Genomic DNA, 14,817 nt, shown 5'->3' with positions numbered 1-14,817 from the left:
AGGGAACACATCGCCATGACCATCACCTCGGAGCCCTGGGGCCCCGTAGAGCCCCTGGAACCCGCCCTGTCGGTCCGTCAGGTCCTGGCCCTGGAACGGGTGTTGGCCGGCGAGCCCGAGGTGGTCGCCGGCGCGGCGCAGCTCGACCGGCCGGTGCGCTGGGTGCACGTCGCCGAGGCGGCGGACGTGGGCGTGATGCTCAGCGGCGGCGAGATGGTCCTCACCACCGGCGTGCTGCTGGCCGGCGACGAGAGCGCGCAGACCGAGTACGTCCGGTCCCTGCACCGGGCGGAGGCCGCGGCCGTGGTGCTGGGCCTCGGCCGCGCCTTTCCCACCCCGCCGGACGTGATGCGGCGGGCTGCCGAGCGGTGCGGGCTGCCCATGATCGTGCTCCATCGGCCCTTCCCCTTCGCCGAGTTGACGGAGGAGGTCCAGTCCCGTCTGGTCCGGCGCAAGTTCGCCGCCGTCAGCCTGTCGGAGGCCGTACGGACCGCGCTCACCGCACTGATCACCGCGGGTGCCCCGCTGCAACTGCTGCTCGACGAGATCGCCCAGCACGCGGCCTGCCCCGTCGTCGTCACCAACCTCGCCCACCGGGTGCTGGCGACGGCGGGGGAGCGGTCGGCGGTCGACGACGTGCTGCGGGACTGGGAGCGCATCGCCCGGCAGGCCGGCGGCAGCGAGGGCGACGGCTGGATCCGCGCCGAGCTCGGCGGACGCGGCGAACGGTGGGGGCAGATCATGCTCTGCGGGCACCGCGGCGACACCGCGGGCGGACGACTGCTCGCCGACCGGGCCGCCGAGGCCCTCGTCCTGCACCGCATGCTCGGCGGCGCCTCCGCCCACACCTGGGAGGAGCAGTCCGCGCAGAGCCTGCTCACCGACCTGATCTCCGGCGTCGTACCGGCCCGGCAGCTGCTGCCCCGGGCCCGCGCGGCCGGACTCCCCGTCAACCGGCGCACCTTCGTCCCGCTGGTCGTGCGGGACGGGGACCCGGCCGAACTTGACCGGACACTACGGCTGTTGGGGATGCCGGGCCTGGTCGCCGAGCTCGCGGACGGGGCGACGGCGGTGCTGCTCAGCCTCGCCCGCGACCAGGACGCCGACGCACTGGCCGCGCGCTTCGCCGCCCGGCTGCGGACGGAGTCGGGTCAGGCCCGCAGGGTCGTCGCGGCCGCCGACCCGCGCACCGTCTGGGAGGACGTGCCCGCCGGACTGCGCGAGGCCCAGCACGTCGCCGACGCCGTGGCCGACTCCTCGGCCGCCCTCGACCTCCCGGCCGTCGTCCGCCTCAAGGACGTCCATCTGCGGGGCCTGGTCCGGCTGCTGCGGGACGACCCGCATGTGCAGTCCTTCGCCGAGCGAGAGCTCGACGGGCTGCTGTGCGCGGCGGGCGAGGACCTGCTCGCCGTGCTGCGGACCTATCTGGCCACCGGCCGCAACAAGTCCCGCACCGCCCAGCTCCATCATGTCTCCCGGCCCGCGCTGTACCGGCGGCTGGAGGCGATAGAGGGCCGGCTGGGCGTGGACCTGGACGACTTCGAACAGGCCGCCTCGGTGCACATCGCGCTTCTCGCGCACGACGCTCAACAGGGCTGACCCGCGGGCGGCGGCAACCACCCGGAAACATGAAACGACCTGGGAAAACGGCGGTGAAACATGGGGCGACCAAGACGTGACACGCTGGCACGCCGGACGCCCGCAGACGTGACACGGTGCAACTCAAATGGGCCTTCCGGCCTTTCTAGGCTCCTCGCACACCGAGCGACCGGAGGTCCCGATGAGCACAGTGATCCGTGCCGCGATTTTCCAGACGGCCTGGACCGGCGACAAGGAATCGATGATCCAGGTCCACGAGCAGGCGGTGCGCGACGCGGCCGCCCAGGGTGCTCAGGTCCTGTGTTTCCAGGAGCTGTTCTACGGACCGTACTTCTGCCAGGTCCAGGACCCGCAGTTCTACGAGTACGCCGAGCAGATCCCCGACGGCCCCATCGTCGAGCGTTTCCAGGCGCTCGCCCGGGAGCACGGCATCGTGCTGGTGCTGCCGATGTACGAGGAGGAGCAGCCCGGGGTCCTCTACAACACTGCCGCCGTGATCGACGCGGACGGCTCGTACCTCGGCAAGTACCGCAAGCACCACATCCCGCAGGTCAACGGTTTCTGGGAGAAGTTCTACTTCCGCCCGGGGAACGTGGGCTGGCCGGTGTTCGACACGGCCGTCGGAAAGATCGGCGTCTACATCTGCTACGACCGCCACTTCCCGGAGGGCTGGCGCGCGCTGGGGCTGGCGGGCGCGGAGATCGTCTTCAACCCCTCGGCCACCTCACGGGGCCTGTCCGCGTATCTGTGGCAGCTGGAGCAGCCGGCGGCGGCCGTCGCCAACGAGTACTTCGTGGGCGCGATCAACCGGGTCGGCGTCGAGGAACTCGGCGACAACGACTTCTACGGGACCTCGTACTTCGTGGACCCGGAGGCCCAGTTCGTCGGCGAGGTGGCGAGCGACAAGGAGAGCGAACTCGTCGTCCGCGATCTCGACATGGCCAAGTTGCGCGAGGTGCGCGACCGCTGGCAGTTCTACCGGGACCGCCGCCCCGACGCCTACCCGCCGCTCACCGCTCCGTAGCCGGCCGCGGCCGCCCGCGCGGCCGCGGTCGCAGCGGTCGCCGCCGGTCCGGTGCACGGGGGCCCGACCGGCGGCGCCGACCGACCCGCACACCAGTGTTGAGCACGGCAGGAGAGGGAGTATGAGCAGCCGTACCGTCATCCGGGGTGGCCTTGTCATCACCGCGTCCGACGAGATCCACGCCGACGTCCTGATCGAGGACGGCCGTATCGCCGCCCTCGCCGCCTCCGGCACTGCGGCCGCCGAGGCCTGGAGCGCCGAGCGCGTCATCGACGCCACCGGGAAGTACGTGATCCCGGGCGGGGTCGACGCCCACACCCACATGGAGCTGCCGTTCGGCGGCACCTTCGCCTCCGACACCTTCGAGACCGGAACCCGGGCGGCCGCCTGGGGCGGTACGACGACCATCGTCGACTTCGCCGTGCAGAGCGTCGGCCACACCCTGCGCGAGGGCCTGGACGCCTGGCACGCCAAGGCGGAGGGCACCTGCGCGATCGACTACGCCTTCCACATGATCGTCTCCGACGTGAACCAGGACACGCTCAAGGAGATGGACCTGCTGGTGGAGGAGGGCGTCACGTCCTTCAAGCAGTTCATGGCCTACCCCGGCGTCTTCTACAGCGACGACGGCCAGATCCTGCGCGCCATGCAGCGCTCCGCCGAGAACGGCGGACTGATCATGATGCACGCGGAAAACGGTATCGCCATCGACGTCCTGGTCGAGCAGGCGCTGGCGCGCGGCGAGACGGATCCGCGGTACCACGGCGAAGTGCGCAAGGCGCTGCTGGAGGCCGAGGCCACCCACCGCGCCATCAAACTCGCGCAGGTCGCGGGCGCTCCGCTGTACGTGGTGCACGTATCGGCGATGGAAGCGGTCGCGGAACTCGCCAGGGCACGCGACGAGGGGCTGAACGTCTTCGGTGAGACCTGCCCGCAGTACCTGTTCCTGTCGACCGACAACCTCGCGGAGCCCGACTTCGAGGGTTCGAAGTATGTGTGCAGCACCCCGCTGCGGCCGAAGGAGCACCAGGCCAAGCTGTGGCAGGGCCTGCGGACCAACGACCTCCAGGTGGTGTCGACGGACCACTGCCCCTTCTGCTTCGTGGGCCAGAAGGAGCTCGGCCGGGGCGACTTCTCGAAGATCCCCAACGGGCTGCCGGGCGTCGAGAACCGCATGGACCTGCTCCACCAGGCCGTCGTCGACGGCCACATCAGCCGCCGCCGCTGGATCGAGATCGCCTGTGCCACCCCGGCCCGGATGTTCGGCATGTACCCGAAGAAGGGCACCATCGCGCCGGGGGCCGACGCCGATGTCGTCATCTACGACCCGCACGCCGAGCAGACCGTCTCCGCCGAGACGCACCACATGAACGTCGACTACTCGGCATACGAGGGCAAGCGCCTCACCGGCCGTGTCGAGACGGTCCTCTCGCGCGGCGAACTCGTCATCACCGAGCGGGAGTACACCGGACACGCCGGGCACGGCGTCTACACCCCGCGCTCCACCTGTCAGTACCTCAACTAGGAGCAGCGCACCATGGACTTCGGACTCGTCCTGCAGACCGACCCGCCGGCCTCGAAGGTCGTCAGCCTGATGCAGCGCGCCGAGCGCAGCGGTTTCACCTACGGCTGGACCTTCGACTCCGCGGTGCTCTGGCAGGAACCCTTTGTGATCTACAGCCAGATCCTGGCCAACACCAGCACGTTGACGGTCGGCCCGATGGTGACGAACCCCGGCACCCGCACGTGGGAGGTCACCGCCTCCACCTTCGCCACACTCAACGACATGTTCGGCAACCGCACGGTCTGCGGCATCGGCCGCGGCGACTCCGCGATGCGCGTCGCCGGCCGCACCCCGAACACCCTCGCCCGGATCAGCGAGGCCATGAAGGTCATCCGGGCGCTCGGCTCGGGCCGGGAGGCCGACCTCGGCGGCACGGTCGTCAGGTTCCCCTGGATCAAGGAGGACGCCCGGCTCCCCGTCTGGATGGCCGCGTACGGACCCAAGGCGCTGAAGATGACCGGCGAGGAGGCCGACGGCTTCATCCTCCAGCTCGCCGACCTGTACCTCACCGAGTACATGGTGAAGGCCGTCAAGGACGCGGCCGTCGCCGCCGGACGCGACCCGTCCGAGGTGAAGATCTGTGTCGCCGCCCCCGCGTACGTCACCGAGGACGACTCGCCCGAGGCACTCGCCCACGCCCGCGACCAGTGCCGGTGGTTCGGCGGCATGGTCGGCAACCACGTCGCCGACCTGGTGTCCAAGTACGGCGAGCACTCCTCCCAGGTCCCCGAGGAGCTCACCGACTACATCAAGGCACGTCAAGGGTACGACTACTCGCACCACGGGCGCAGCGACAACCCCGACACCGAGTTCGTGCCCGACGAGATCGTCGACCGGTTCTGCCTCATCGGGCCCGTCGAGAAGCACATCGAGAAGCTGAACGCCCTGCGCGAGCTGGGCGTCGACCAGTTCGCCGTCTACGACATGCACGACGCGCAGGAGAAGGTCATCGACGCGTACGGGACGACGGTGATCCCGGCCGTCAACGGCTGATCCCTGCCCGGATCACCCCGCTCGACTCCCCAGCCCCCCACTCCAGTTCTCCCCTCCTGCGGCATTCCCGGAGGAGGGGGCCGGAGATCCCGCACGGCCTTTCCGGATCCGCCCCTCGTTTGATTGGCCTGCCCATGACCGACACCGCTCCCACGGCCATACCCATGGCCGACCAAGTCACCCGTCCCGACGGACGCGTCGAGCTCGCCCCGGGCTCACCGCCGCCCAGCGGCCCCTACGCCAACGAGGACCTGCTTCCGGTTCCCGTGGAGAAGCGCACCTGGACCACGTACAACTTCTCCGCGCTGTGGGTCGGCATGGCCCACAACACGGCGTCGTGGACGCTCGCCTCCGGTCTGATCGCCGTAGGCATGGACTGGAAGCAGGCGGTGTTCACCATCGCGCTGGCCAACCTCATCGTGCTGGTCCCGATGCTGCTCACCGGGCACGCGGGACCGAAGTACGGCATCCCCTTCCCGGTCTTCGCCCGCGCCTCCTTCGGTATCCGCGGCGCCAACCTCCCCGCTGTCGTGCGGGCGTTGGTGGCCTGCGGTTGGTTCGGCATCCAGACCTGGATCGGCGGCGAGGCGATCTACTTCCTCGCCGGGAAACTGATCGGCAACGGCTGGAGCGACGCCGGGAAGATCGGCGGCTACGCCTGGACGATGTGGCTGTCGTTCGCGGTGTTCTGGGTGATCCAGGTCGCGATCATCTACCGGGGCATGGAGACGATCCGCCGTTTCGAGAACTGGGCGGCGCCCTTCGTCCTGGTCGGCGCGCTGGTGATGCTGATCTGGATGAGCAACAAAGCAGGCGGTTTCGGTCCGCTGCTGGACCAGCCCTCCAAGCTCGGCTGGGGCGGCGACTTCTGGAAACTCTTCTGGCCGTCCCTGATGGGCATGATCGGTTTCTGGTCGACGCTGTCGCTGAACATCCCGGACTTCACCCGCTACGGAAAGTCGCAGAGAGCGCAGACGTGGGGTCAGGCCCTCGGTCTTCCCACGACCATGACGCTCTTCGCCCTGCTGTCGGTCATGGTCACCTCCGGGTCCCAGGCCGTCTACGGCGAGACGATCTGGGACCCGGTACAGCTCGCCGCGAAGACGGACAACGTCTTCGGGCTGCTGTTCGCGCTGGTGACCGTGCTGGTGGCGACGCTGTCCGTGAACATCGCGGCCAACCTGGTCTCGCCGGCCTTCGACTTCTCCAACATCGCGCCGAGGAAAATCAGTTTCCGTACCGGCGCCCTCGCCACCTGCGTACTCGGCGTGCTGATCTTCCCGTGGAAGCTGTACTCCGACCCGCAGGGCTACATCTTCACCTGGCTCGGTCTGGTCGGCGGACTGCTGGGCACGGTCGCCGGCATCCTCATCGCCGACTACTGGATCCTGCGCCGCGGCAAGCTCGACCTGACCGACCTGTACCGCACCGGCGGCCGCTACTGGTACGACGGCGGCTGGAACTGGCGGGCCGTGGTGGCCTTCGCGGCCGGCGGCGTCCTCGCGATCGGCGGCGCCAGCTTCAAGCCCCTGTTCGACGGGCGGCCCATCCCGGCACTGGAATCCCTCGCCGACTATGGCTGGGCGGTCGGGCTCGGCACCTCGACGGTGCTGTACCTGGCGCTGATGCTGACGCGCGGACGGCAGGAGGAACTCACCGCCTGACGGCCGACGGCACGGGACACGGGAACGGCCGAAGGAGCAGCTCAGCTCCTTCGGCCGCTTCCGCGTTCGAGGTCAGGCTCTCAGCTCTTCGTGCCGTTCTGCAGGGCGGCCACCGCTTCCTTCGCGGCCTTGATCGCACCCTTGTTGATCTCGTCCGTGCTGGGCGCCTTCTTCGTCTCGAAGTCGCTGCCGTTGTAGTTGACGACCACCAGCGCGTTGGACACCTGGGCGATGACGACGCCCTCCCGGGTCTGCTGCTTGTCCTCCGTCGTGAGGTTCACCACCGAGTAGCCCGCGTTGCCGAGCCCCGGGACCGCCCCACCGCCGCTCTTCTCCCCGATACGCGCCTTGTACGAACTCTGTGCCGCATCGTCCGAATCCATGATCTCGAACGAGATGTCGAGCCACCGGTAGTCGTATCCCTTGAGCGCGTTCCAGGAACAGGTGCGGCGCAGGTCGGCGTCCGTGGACGGGATCTCCTTGCCCGCCGTCTTGGCGCCGGGAACAAGCGCGGCAACCGTTTTCGCGGCCACGCTGGTGCAGGGGGCGGGCGCCGCGGAGTACGTCTTGGGTGCGGCGGTGGAGGAAGGGTCGGACGCCTTCTGGGACTGGGTTCTCTGCGTGTCCTTGCTCGCCGTGTCCTGTGTTTCGGTGAGCGGGCCGGACGTCAGCGCCCAGCCCGCGCAGGCCAGCACGGCCACCGGGGACAGGCGCGCGGTGAGGGCGAGCGGCAGTGGGAGAGAGCGCACGGCGCACTTTCGTGGGGGACGGTGCGGACGACAGTCCGCGATGCGGACGAAGACGCCAGTGTCACATGACTCCCGGTGGTGCGGAAGCGAAAACTCGCTCCGTGGCGGCGCGGTGACGAAGGGGCCCCGCCCGACCGGGACATCACGGCTCTTCACGGGGCATAGCGGCGGCCCGCACCCACGGAAGGGAGCACGGGTTCAGTGATCGCGGCCCGGCCCGACGGGCGCGTGCGTACGATCACGAGAGCGGCCGTCGTGAGTTGAGGAGCACTCGTGTTCACCACCCGACCCACCCTCCAGGGCACGTTCGGCATGGTGTCCTCCACACACTGGCTGGCCTCCCAGTCGGCGATGGCCGTCCTGGAGGACGGCGGCAACGCCTACGACGCCGCCGTCGCCGGCGCCTTCGTCCTGCACGTCGTCGAACCGCACCTCAACGGCCCCGCCGGCGAGGTGCCGATCCTGCTCGCCCCGGCGGGCGGCGAGGTGCGGGTGCTGTGCGGTCAGGGCGTGGCGCCCGCGGGCGCGACGATCGCGCACTACCGGGGGCTGGGCCTGGACCTCGTCCCCGGCACCGGACCGCTCGCCGCCGCCGTGCCCGGCGCGTTCGACGCCTGGATGCTCCTCCTGCGCGACCACGGCACCAAGTCCCTCGCCGACGTGCTGAAGTACGCCATCGGGTACGCCGAGCACGGCCACGCGCCCGTGGAGAAGGTCGGCGCGACCGTCGAGACCGTACGAGAACTGTTCGAGACGGAGTGGACATCCTCGGCCGAGGCGTACCTGCCCGGTGGGCAGTCGCCGCGGACCGGCGAGCTGCTGCGCAACCCCACCCTCGCCGCCACCTGGAAGCGGCTGCTCGCCGAGACCGCCGGCGCCGGTGACCGCCAGGCGCGGATCGAGGCCGCGCGGGAGGTGTGGCGGACCGGGTTCATCGCCGAGGCACTGGTCCGGCAGGCCGCCCGGCCCACCCTGGACACCAGCGGCGAGCGCCACACCGGCACGCTCACGGCCGCCGACCTGGCCGGCTGGTCCGCGACCTACGAGACGCCGGCGACGTACGACTGGAACGGCTGGACGGTGTGCAAGGCCGGCCCCTGGAGCCAGGGCCCGGCCCTCCTCCAGCAGCTCGCCCTGCTCCCGCCCGAGCTGCCCGCCCACGGCGGTGCCGACTACGTCCACCTCCTGATCGAGGGCTGCAAGCTCGCCATGGCCGACCGCGAGGCCTGGTACGGCGACGCGGCCGAGGTCCCGCTCGGCGAGCTCCTCGACGCCGGCTACAACGCGGACCGGCGACGGCTGATCGGCGACAAGGCGTCGTACGAGCTGCGGCCCGGCAGCCCCGGCGGGCGCACCCCGCGGCTCAGCGCGCACGCGCATGTGGTCAACGGCGACGACCCCGCCTTCGACCCGATGGGCGCGGGCGAGCCGACGGTCGCCAAGGGACCGGCCTCGCCGGTGCCCGGCGAGCCGGAGGTGACCGGTGACGGACTCACCCGGGGCGACACCTGCCACCTCGACGTCGTCGACCGCTGGGGCAACATGGTCGCCGCCACGCCCAGCGGCGGCTGGCTGCAGTCCAACCCGGTCGTGCCCGAGCTGGGCTTCCCGCTCGGCACCCGGCTGCAGATGACCTGGCTGGAGGAGGGCCTGCCGAACTCGCTGACACCGGGGCGCCGCCCCCGCACCACCCTCACCCCCTCGATCGCGCTGCGCGACGGGGCGCCGGTACTCGCGTTCGGCACGCCCGGGGGCGACCAGCAGGACCAGTGGCAGCTGCACTTCTTCCTGGCCGTGGCTCTTCGCGCCCGGGTGCGCGGCTCCCTCGACCTCCAGGGGGCGATCGACGCCCCGAACTGGCACAACGACGCCTTCCCCGGTTCCTTCTACCCGCGCGGCATGCGGCCGGGCAGCGTCACCGTGGAGTCGCGCATGCCGGCGGAGGTAATGGAGGAGCTGCGGCGGCGCGGCCATGACGTCACCGTCGGCGACCCGTGGTCCGAGGGCCGGCTGTGCGCGGTGGCCCGTGACCCGCGGACCGGGATCCTGCTCGCGGCGGCGAACCCGCGCGGGATGCAGGGGTACGCGGTGGGCCGCTGACCCCACGCCCCGCTTCTTCAACCCGATTCCACCCGGTGTGCACCGGCCGGGCGGGGATTGTCAGTGGGGCGTGCTCTCATGGAGGCATGATCGGAGACACGGAAACCATCGACGAGTTTCTCGCCCGCCACTCGGCCGACGTGGAGGAGGCGGTCCGCAAGGCCGCCGCGACCGAGATCATGCCCCGCTTCCGGCAGCTCGCGGCGCATGAGATCGACGAGAAGAGCGGCCCGCATGATCTGGTGACGGATGCCGACCGCAACGCCGAGCTGTTCCTCACCGAGGCCCTCGGCGCCCTTCTGCCCGGCTCGGTGGTCGTCGGCGAGGAGGCGGTGCACGCCAACCCGGCGACCTATGAGGCGATACAGGGCGACGCGCCGGTCTGGATCGTCGACCCTGTCGACGGGACCCGGCAGTTCGTGCGCGGCGAAGACGGCTTCTGCACCCTGGTCGCCCTCGCCCGGCACGGCGTCCTGCTCGCTTCCTGGACGTACGCTCCGGCCCGCGACCAACTGGCCACGGCCGTCCGCGGCGGCGGTGCCTTCCTGGAGGGCGAGCGTCTCTTCGCCGGCCCGCCCGAGGCCGGCCGCGACCTGACGGTGGCCACGTCCCACCCCGACTACACGACCGACGAGCAGAAGCGCGCCCTGCTGGCGCTGTGGACGGACGGGGTCGCACCGCGCGCGTGCGGATCGGCCGGCCTGGAGTATCTCGCCATAGCCCGGGGCGAGTTGGACGCCACGGCCTTCTCCTGGGAGGCGGCCTGGGACCACGCGGCCGGACTGCTGCTGGTCGAGGAGGCGGGCGGCGCCCACCTCACCCTCACCGGTGAGCCGTTCCGCATCACCGGCGGCAACGCCCTGCCGTTCACAGCGGCCAGGGACGCGACGACGGCCCGCCGCGTGTCGGGGCTGCTGTCGGGCACCGAACCACGGACACGGTGAGGCGGACACGGTAAGGCGATCCCTGTGACGGGGCGGGCGGCTACTGTGGCGCGCCCCGGTGATGCGGTGCGCGACCGCCCCTGCGACGTTTCGTGGCTGCTCCTGCGATCCGGACGCTTCCGGTGGCCCCGTGCCGCAGGTGTTGTCGTACCACCGGCATATCCTGAGATCGGGGGCCGCCGGTCTACGGAGGTCACCGGCTGACGAAGGGGTCGAAGTGCCGTCGATGCTCGATGCGGTCGTGGTGGGAGCGGGGCCCAACGGGCTGACCGCGGCGGTGGAGCTGGCCAGGCGCGGCTTCTCCGTGGCGCTGTTCGAGGCGCGGGGCACCGTGGGCGGGGGAGCGCGCACCGAGGAGCTCACCCTGCCGGGCTTCCGCCACGACCCCTGCTCCGCCGCGCACCCCCTCGGCATCAACTCGCCCGCCTTCCGTGCCCTGCCCCTGGAGCGCTACGGCCTCGAATGGCTGCACGCCGAACTGCCCATGGCGCACCCCTTCCCCGACGGCAGCGCCGCGGTGCTGTCGAGATCGGTCGCCGAGACGGCCGCCTCCTTCGGGCCACGCGACGCGGGCGCGTACCGCCGTCTGGTCGAGCCCTTCCTGCCCAAGTGGGACACCCTGGCCCGCGATTTCATGTCGCTGCCGCTGACCGCGCTCCCGCGCGACCCGCTCACCCTGGCCCGTTTCGGCCTGGTCGGCCTGCCCCCGTCCACCTGGCTCACCCGCCGCTTCCGCGACGAGCCCGCCAAGGCCCTCTTCGCCGGTCTTGTCGCTCATGTCATGGCCCCGCTGAGCGGCTTCGCCACCGGCGCCATCGGCCTGGTCTTCGCCCTCGCCGCGCACGCCCGCGGTTGGCCGGTGGCCCGCGGCGGCTCCCAGTCCATCTCGGACGCCCTCGCCGCCTACCTCGAGGACCTCGGCGGCAGCATCCACACCGACTACGAGGTCAAGCGCCTCGACGACCTGCCCCCGGCCCGCGCCTACGTCTTCGACACCTCGCCCACCGCCCTCGCCCGCATCGCCGGCTTCGGCAACCACTACCAGGGCTACCGGTACGGCCCGGCCGCCTTCAAGATCGACTACGCGCTCGACGGCCCGGTCCCGTGGACCGCGAAGGAGGCCCGCGCCGCCGGTACCGTGCAGATCGGCGCGGACAGTGCGGAGATCGGCGCCGCTCTGCGGGCCTCCTCCCGGGAGGGCAGGGCACCCGACCGGCCCTTCATGATCACGGTGCAGCCCAGCGTCGTCGACCCCACCCGGGCCCCGGCCGGCCGGCACGTCTTCTGGGCGTACGGCCATGTCCCCAACGGCTGGACCGGCGACCTCACCGACGTGATGGAACGTCAACTGGAGCGCTTCGCCCCGGGGTTCCGCGACCGAGTCCTCGCCCGCGCCATCGCGGGCCCGGCCGAACTCGCCGTCCGCAACGCCAACTACGTCGGCGGAGACATCGCCTCCGGCGCGACCTCCGGCCTCCAGTTGCTGCTGCGCCCCAAGCTGACCGTGTTCCCGTACAACACCCCGCACCCGGCCGTCTTCATCTGCTCCTCGGCCACCCCGCCCGGCCCGGGCGTGCACGGCATGTCGGGCCACAACGCGGCGAAGGCCGTTTGGCGGAGGCTGCGGCAGCAAAGGTGAACGGCGGGCCGGTCCCCGTTGGTATACACACAGCCATGACCACGATCACGCTCGTCCAGGGCGACATCACCCGGCAGTCCGTGGACGCCATCGTCAACGCCGCCAACTCCTCCCTGCTCGGCGGCGGTGGCGTCGACGGCGCCATCCACCGCCGGGGCGGACCCGCGATCCTCGACGACTGCCGCCGCCTGCGCGCCTCGCAGTACGGCAAAGGCCTCCCCACCGGCCGAGCGGTCGCCACCACCGCCGGCAAACTGGACGCACGCTGGGTGATCCACACCGTCGGCCCCGTGCACAGCACCACCGAGGACCGGTCGAAGCTGCTGGCGTCCTGCTACCGGGAGTCGCTGCGGGTCGCGGACGAACTCGGCGCCCGTACCGTCGCCTTCCCAGCGGTCTCCGCGGGCGTCTACGGCTGGCCGATGGACGACGCCGCCCGGATCGCCGTGGAGACGGTCCGGGCCACGGAGACGAACGTCGAGGAGGTCACGTTCGTCCTCTTCGACGAGCGCGCGTACGACGCGTTCGCCCGGCACGTGCGGTGACCGCATCAGTGACCTACGGGGCGGCGCTCAGGCCGGCGGAGGCGCTGCGCCGCAGGGACTGCATGTTCATCGGGTCCGTCGCCCGCGTGCACGCGCGGATCGCCGACCGGCGGCGCGACTTCCTGCACAAGCTGTCGACTCGTCTCGTCCGTGAGAACCAAACGGTCGTGATCGAGGACCTCACCGTCCGCAACCTGCTGAAGAACGGCAAGCTCGCGCGCGCCATCTCGGATGCGTCGTGGACGGAGCTGCGCTCCATGCTGGAGTACAAGTGCGCCTGGTACGGGCGTGAACTCGTCGTGATCGACCGCTTCTTCCCCAGCTCGAAGCTGTGCGGGGCCTGCGGCACGGTCCGCGAGAAGCTGCCGCTGAACGTCCGCGAGTGGACGTGCGAATGCGGCACTGTGCATGACCGCGACGTGAACGCGGCACGCACCATCCTGGCCGCCGGGCTGGCGGCGTCTGCCTGTGGAGACGGTGTAAGACCTCAACGGGAGTCCTCCCGGACGGGGCGGTCGTCGGTGAAGCAGGAACCCCAGCGGGCGACCGCTGGAATCCCCCGCCGTTAGGCGGGGGAGGAAGTCAAGTGCCGTTCCGGCGAGAGGCGCGCAGCGAGTTCAGAAGGGCGGCTCCGCGTTCGGCGTCGTCCACGCTCACGGCGAATTCCCTGCCCTTCGAGGGGCGGATGACCAGGCATTCGCCGCCGCGCAGCATCACCGTGGTTCCCCGTCCGCTCAGCCGGTAGCCCCAGCCGCCCACCTGCAAGGGCCTGCGGCTCTCGACGTGTGCCGACTCGACGTCCTCGGCGGCCCAGTGCCGCGTGGGCCAGCCGAGTGGGCCGAAGGAGACGTCCAGACCCTGCTCGCTGACCCGTGCTCGAACTGAGGAACAGCCGAGGATCAGCACGGAGCCGAGGGCCAACGGCGCGGCCGCCGACAGAGACGGACGGCCCGTCAGGCCGGCGAGCGCCGCCACGACGACGCCGATCGCGAGCAGCCCGGTCAGGGCGGCGAGCGCATGAAGCCAGGAGTTCGACGCGCGGGCGAGCCATACGACCCGTTGCCCGGCGGGAATCTCCAGGGTCGGGCCACCCGACGCAGGCCGGGGAGCGCCGGACGCCCGGCGCTCGGCCAGCAGGCCGGCCGCGCCCACCGTGGCCGCCATGACGAGCGTGGCCACGACCCCGCCCGTCACCGACCCCGCCTGGCGCCAGTCCGTGCGGTCCAGATTCGCTCGTATGATCGATATCTGCGCGCCGAGCAGCGTCACGCCGCCGGACCCGAGCCCCGCGACCGCCCACCCCGATACCCCGCCACCCGCCCCTGCTTCTGAACCTGTCCCTGAACCTGCCTCTGCCTCTGCCCGGCGCATCGCAAGCACGACGACGGACGCCAGCACACTCCAGATCAGGCCGGGGAACAGCGCCGCGGCCCAGAACGGCATGGAGCTGTCGGGCCTGGCCGAGCCGAAGCTCCAGTGGGTCGCCAGCCGGTCCGGGAGCCGGCCGCTCGCGGCCAACGGCAACGCCACCAAGAGGGCCAGGATGCCGAGGCCCCAGCCGACGGCGCTCCACACCGCTCCGCTCCTGCGCGTCTGGTCCGTCACGAGATCCCCCTGATCATGTCGACGAGGTCGTCCGTGCCGTAGCCGAGGTGCGCCGCGTCGGTCACCAGGTCGCGTACGCGGTCCAGCAGGACGGAGCGCCGGTCCGCCCCGTCGGCCACCGTCACGCCCCGGCCCCGGCGGAACTCCAGCACGCCTTCGTCGCGCAGCGCCCGAAGGCCCCGTAGAACCGTGTTGACGTTCACATCCAGGGCCTGGGAAAGGTCCCGGGCCGGAGGGAGGCGGTCTCCCGGCCCGCACTCGCCCTCAGCGATGGCGCGCCGGATCGCGCCGGCCACCTGCTCGTGCAGGGGGCGACCGTCGGCGGTGTTCAGTCTCAACAGCATGGTGCTAATGAATCTAGCACCAACGTTTTGAAGTGGGCCCCCGGCCC

The 14,817-nt window shown here is 71.1% G+C and carries 12 protein-coding genes and 1 pseudogene; 10 read left to right on the top strand and 3 right to left on the bottom strand.

What is annotated here, in order from left to right; translation table 11 throughout:
* Positions 1–15 precede the first annotated feature (15 nt).
* The 5 genes from ACIBTS_RS04565 (at position 16) to ACIBTS_RS04545 (ending at position 6,844) form a co-directional block, all read left to right on the top strand.
* On the top strand, positions 16–1,599 hold the full coding sequence (locus ACIBTS_RS04565; RefSeq protein WP_399316529.1) for a PucR family transcriptional regulator: 1,584 nt from the start codon (positions 16–18) through the stop codon (positions 1,597–1,599).
* A gap of 181 nt (positions 1,600–1,780) precedes the next feature.
* Positions 1,781–2,623, top strand: a complete 843-nt coding sequence (locus ACIBTS_RS04560) for a nitrilase-related carbon-nitrogen hydrolase (RefSeq protein ID WP_399316528.1) — start codon at positions 1,781–1,783, stop codon at positions 2,621–2,623.
* Between the two features lie 121 nt (positions 2,624–2,744).
* The gene (gene hydA, locus ACIBTS_RS04555) at positions 2,745–4,148 is read left to right on the top strand and encodes a dihydropyrimidinase (RefSeq protein WP_319674646.1); all 1,404 of its coding nucleotides are present in this window, start codon (positions 2,745–2,747) and stop codon (positions 4,146–4,148) included.
* A 12-nt stretch (positions 4,149–4,160) separates the two neighbouring features.
* The gene (locus ACIBTS_RS04550) at positions 4,161–5,180 is read left to right on the top strand and encodes a TIGR03842 family LLM class F420-dependent oxidoreductase (RefSeq protein ID WP_079658649.1); all 1,020 of its coding nucleotides are present in this window, start codon (positions 4,161–4,163) and stop codon (positions 5,178–5,180) included.
* Between the two features lie 134 nt (positions 5,181–5,314).
* A complete protein-coding gene (locus ACIBTS_RS04545; RefSeq protein WP_399316526.1) occupies positions 5,315–6,844 on the top strand; it encodes an NCS1 family nucleobase:cation symporter-1 in 1,530 nt (509 codons plus the stop codon).
* An 80-nt stretch (positions 6,845–6,924) separates the two neighbouring features.
* Here the strand turns inward: ACIBTS_RS04545 and ACIBTS_RS04540 are convergent, their stop codons facing one another.
* On the bottom strand, positions 6,925–7,593 hold the full coding sequence (locus ACIBTS_RS04540) for a hypothetical protein (protein WP_399316524.1): 669 nt from the start codon (positions 7,591–7,593) through the stop codon (positions 6,925–6,927).
* Between the two features lie 273 nt (positions 7,594–7,866).
* Here ACIBTS_RS04540 and ACIBTS_RS04535 point away from each other — a divergent pair, with 273 nt between their 5' ends.
* The 5 genes and pseudogenes from ACIBTS_RS04535 to ACIBTS_RS04515 all read left to right on the top strand — a co-directional run.
* The gene (locus ACIBTS_RS04535; RefSeq protein WP_399316523.1) at positions 7,867–9,693 is read left to right on the top strand and encodes a gamma-glutamyltransferase family protein; all 1,827 of its coding nucleotides are present in this window, start codon (positions 7,867–7,869) and stop codon (positions 9,691–9,693) included.
* A gap of 86 nt (positions 9,694–9,779) precedes the next feature.
* The gene (locus ACIBTS_RS04530; RefSeq protein ID WP_399316521.1) at positions 9,780–10,637 is read left to right on the top strand and encodes an inositol monophosphatase family protein; all 858 of its coding nucleotides are present in this window, start codon (positions 9,780–9,782) and stop codon (positions 10,635–10,637) included.
* A gap of 226 nt (positions 10,638–10,863) precedes the next feature.
* Complete coding sequence (locus ACIBTS_RS04525) at positions 10,864–12,276, top strand: phytoene desaturase family protein (protein ID WP_399316636.1); 1,413 nt, start codon at positions 10,864–10,866, stop codon at positions 12,274–12,276.
* Between the two features lie 35 nt (positions 12,277–12,311).
* Positions 12,312–12,821, top strand: a complete 510-nt coding sequence (locus ACIBTS_RS04520; RefSeq protein WP_399316519.1) for an O-acetyl-ADP-ribose deacetylase — start codon at positions 12,312–12,314, stop codon at positions 12,819–12,821.
* A gap of 77 nt (positions 12,822–12,898) precedes the next feature.
* Positions 12,899–13,390, top strand: a pseudogene (locus ACIBTS_RS04515) (RNA-guided endonuclease TnpB family protein); the annotation flags it as partial.
* A gap of 13 nt (positions 13,391–13,403) precedes the next feature.
* Here ACIBTS_RS04515 and ACIBTS_RS04510 read toward each other — a convergent pair.
* Positions 13,404–14,426, bottom strand: a complete 1,023-nt coding sequence (locus ACIBTS_RS04510; RefSeq protein WP_399316518.1) for a DUF1648 domain-containing protein — start codon at positions 14,424–14,426, stop codon at positions 13,404–13,406.
* The gene (locus ACIBTS_RS04505; RefSeq protein ID WP_399316516.1) at positions 14,423–14,770 is read right to left on the bottom strand and encodes a GntR family transcriptional regulator; all 348 of its coding nucleotides are present in this window, start codon (positions 14,768–14,770) and stop codon (positions 14,423–14,425) included. Before ACIBTS_RS04505 ends, ACIBTS_RS04510 begins: the two co-directional genes overlap by 4 nt.
* Positions 14,771–14,817 lie beyond the last annotated feature (47 nt).

It is taken from the genome of Streptomyces sp. NPDC050121 (genome assembly GCF_044460385.1).
Taxonomy (GTDB): domain Bacteria; phylum Actinomycetota; class Actinomycetes; order Streptomycetales; family Streptomycetaceae; genus Streptomyces; species Streptomyces soliscabiei.
The sequence above is the reverse complement of the archived record's forward strand: the minus strand, read 5'-3'. Positions and strand labels throughout refer to the sequence as shown.

What these genes read in the sequence shown, in the direction of transcription:
- ACIBTS_RS04560 (WP_399316528.1), top strand. Translation starts at nt 1,781, where the DNA reads ATGAGCACAGTGATCCGTGCCGCGATTTTCCAGACGGCCTGGACCGGC.
- ACIBTS_RS04550 (WP_079658649.1), top strand. Translation starts at nt 4,161, where the DNA reads ATGGACTTCGGACTCGTCCTGCAGACCGACCCGCCGGCCTCGAAGGTC.
- ACIBTS_RS04505 (WP_399316516.1), bottom strand. Translation starts at nt 14,770, where the DNA reads ATGCTGTTGAGACTGAACACCGCCGACGGTCGCCCCCTGCACGAGCAG.
- ACIBTS_RS04545 (WP_399316526.1), top strand. Translation starts at nt 5,315, where the DNA reads ATGACCGACACCGCTCCCACGGCCATACCCATGGCCGACCAAGTCACC.
- hydA (WP_319674646.1), top strand. Translation starts at nt 2,745, where the DNA reads ATGAGCAGCCGTACCGTCATCCGGGGTGGCCTTGTCATCACCGCGTCC.
- ACIBTS_RS04565 (WP_399316529.1), top strand. Translation starts at nt 16, where the DNA reads ATGACCATCACCTCGGAGCCCTGGGGCCCCGTAGAGCCCCTGGAACCC.
- ACIBTS_RS04520 (WP_399316519.1), top strand. Translation starts at nt 12,312, where the DNA reads ATGACCACGATCACGCTCGTCCAGGGCGACATCACCCGGCAGTCCGTG.
- ACIBTS_RS04525 (WP_399316636.1), top strand. Translation starts at nt 10,864, where the DNA reads ATGCTCGATGCGGTCGTGGTGGGAGCGGGGCCCAACGGGCTGACCGCG.
- ACIBTS_RS04530 (WP_399316521.1), top strand. Translation starts at nt 9,780, where the DNA reads ATGATCGGAGACACGGAAACCATCGACGAGTTTCTCGCCCGCCACTCG.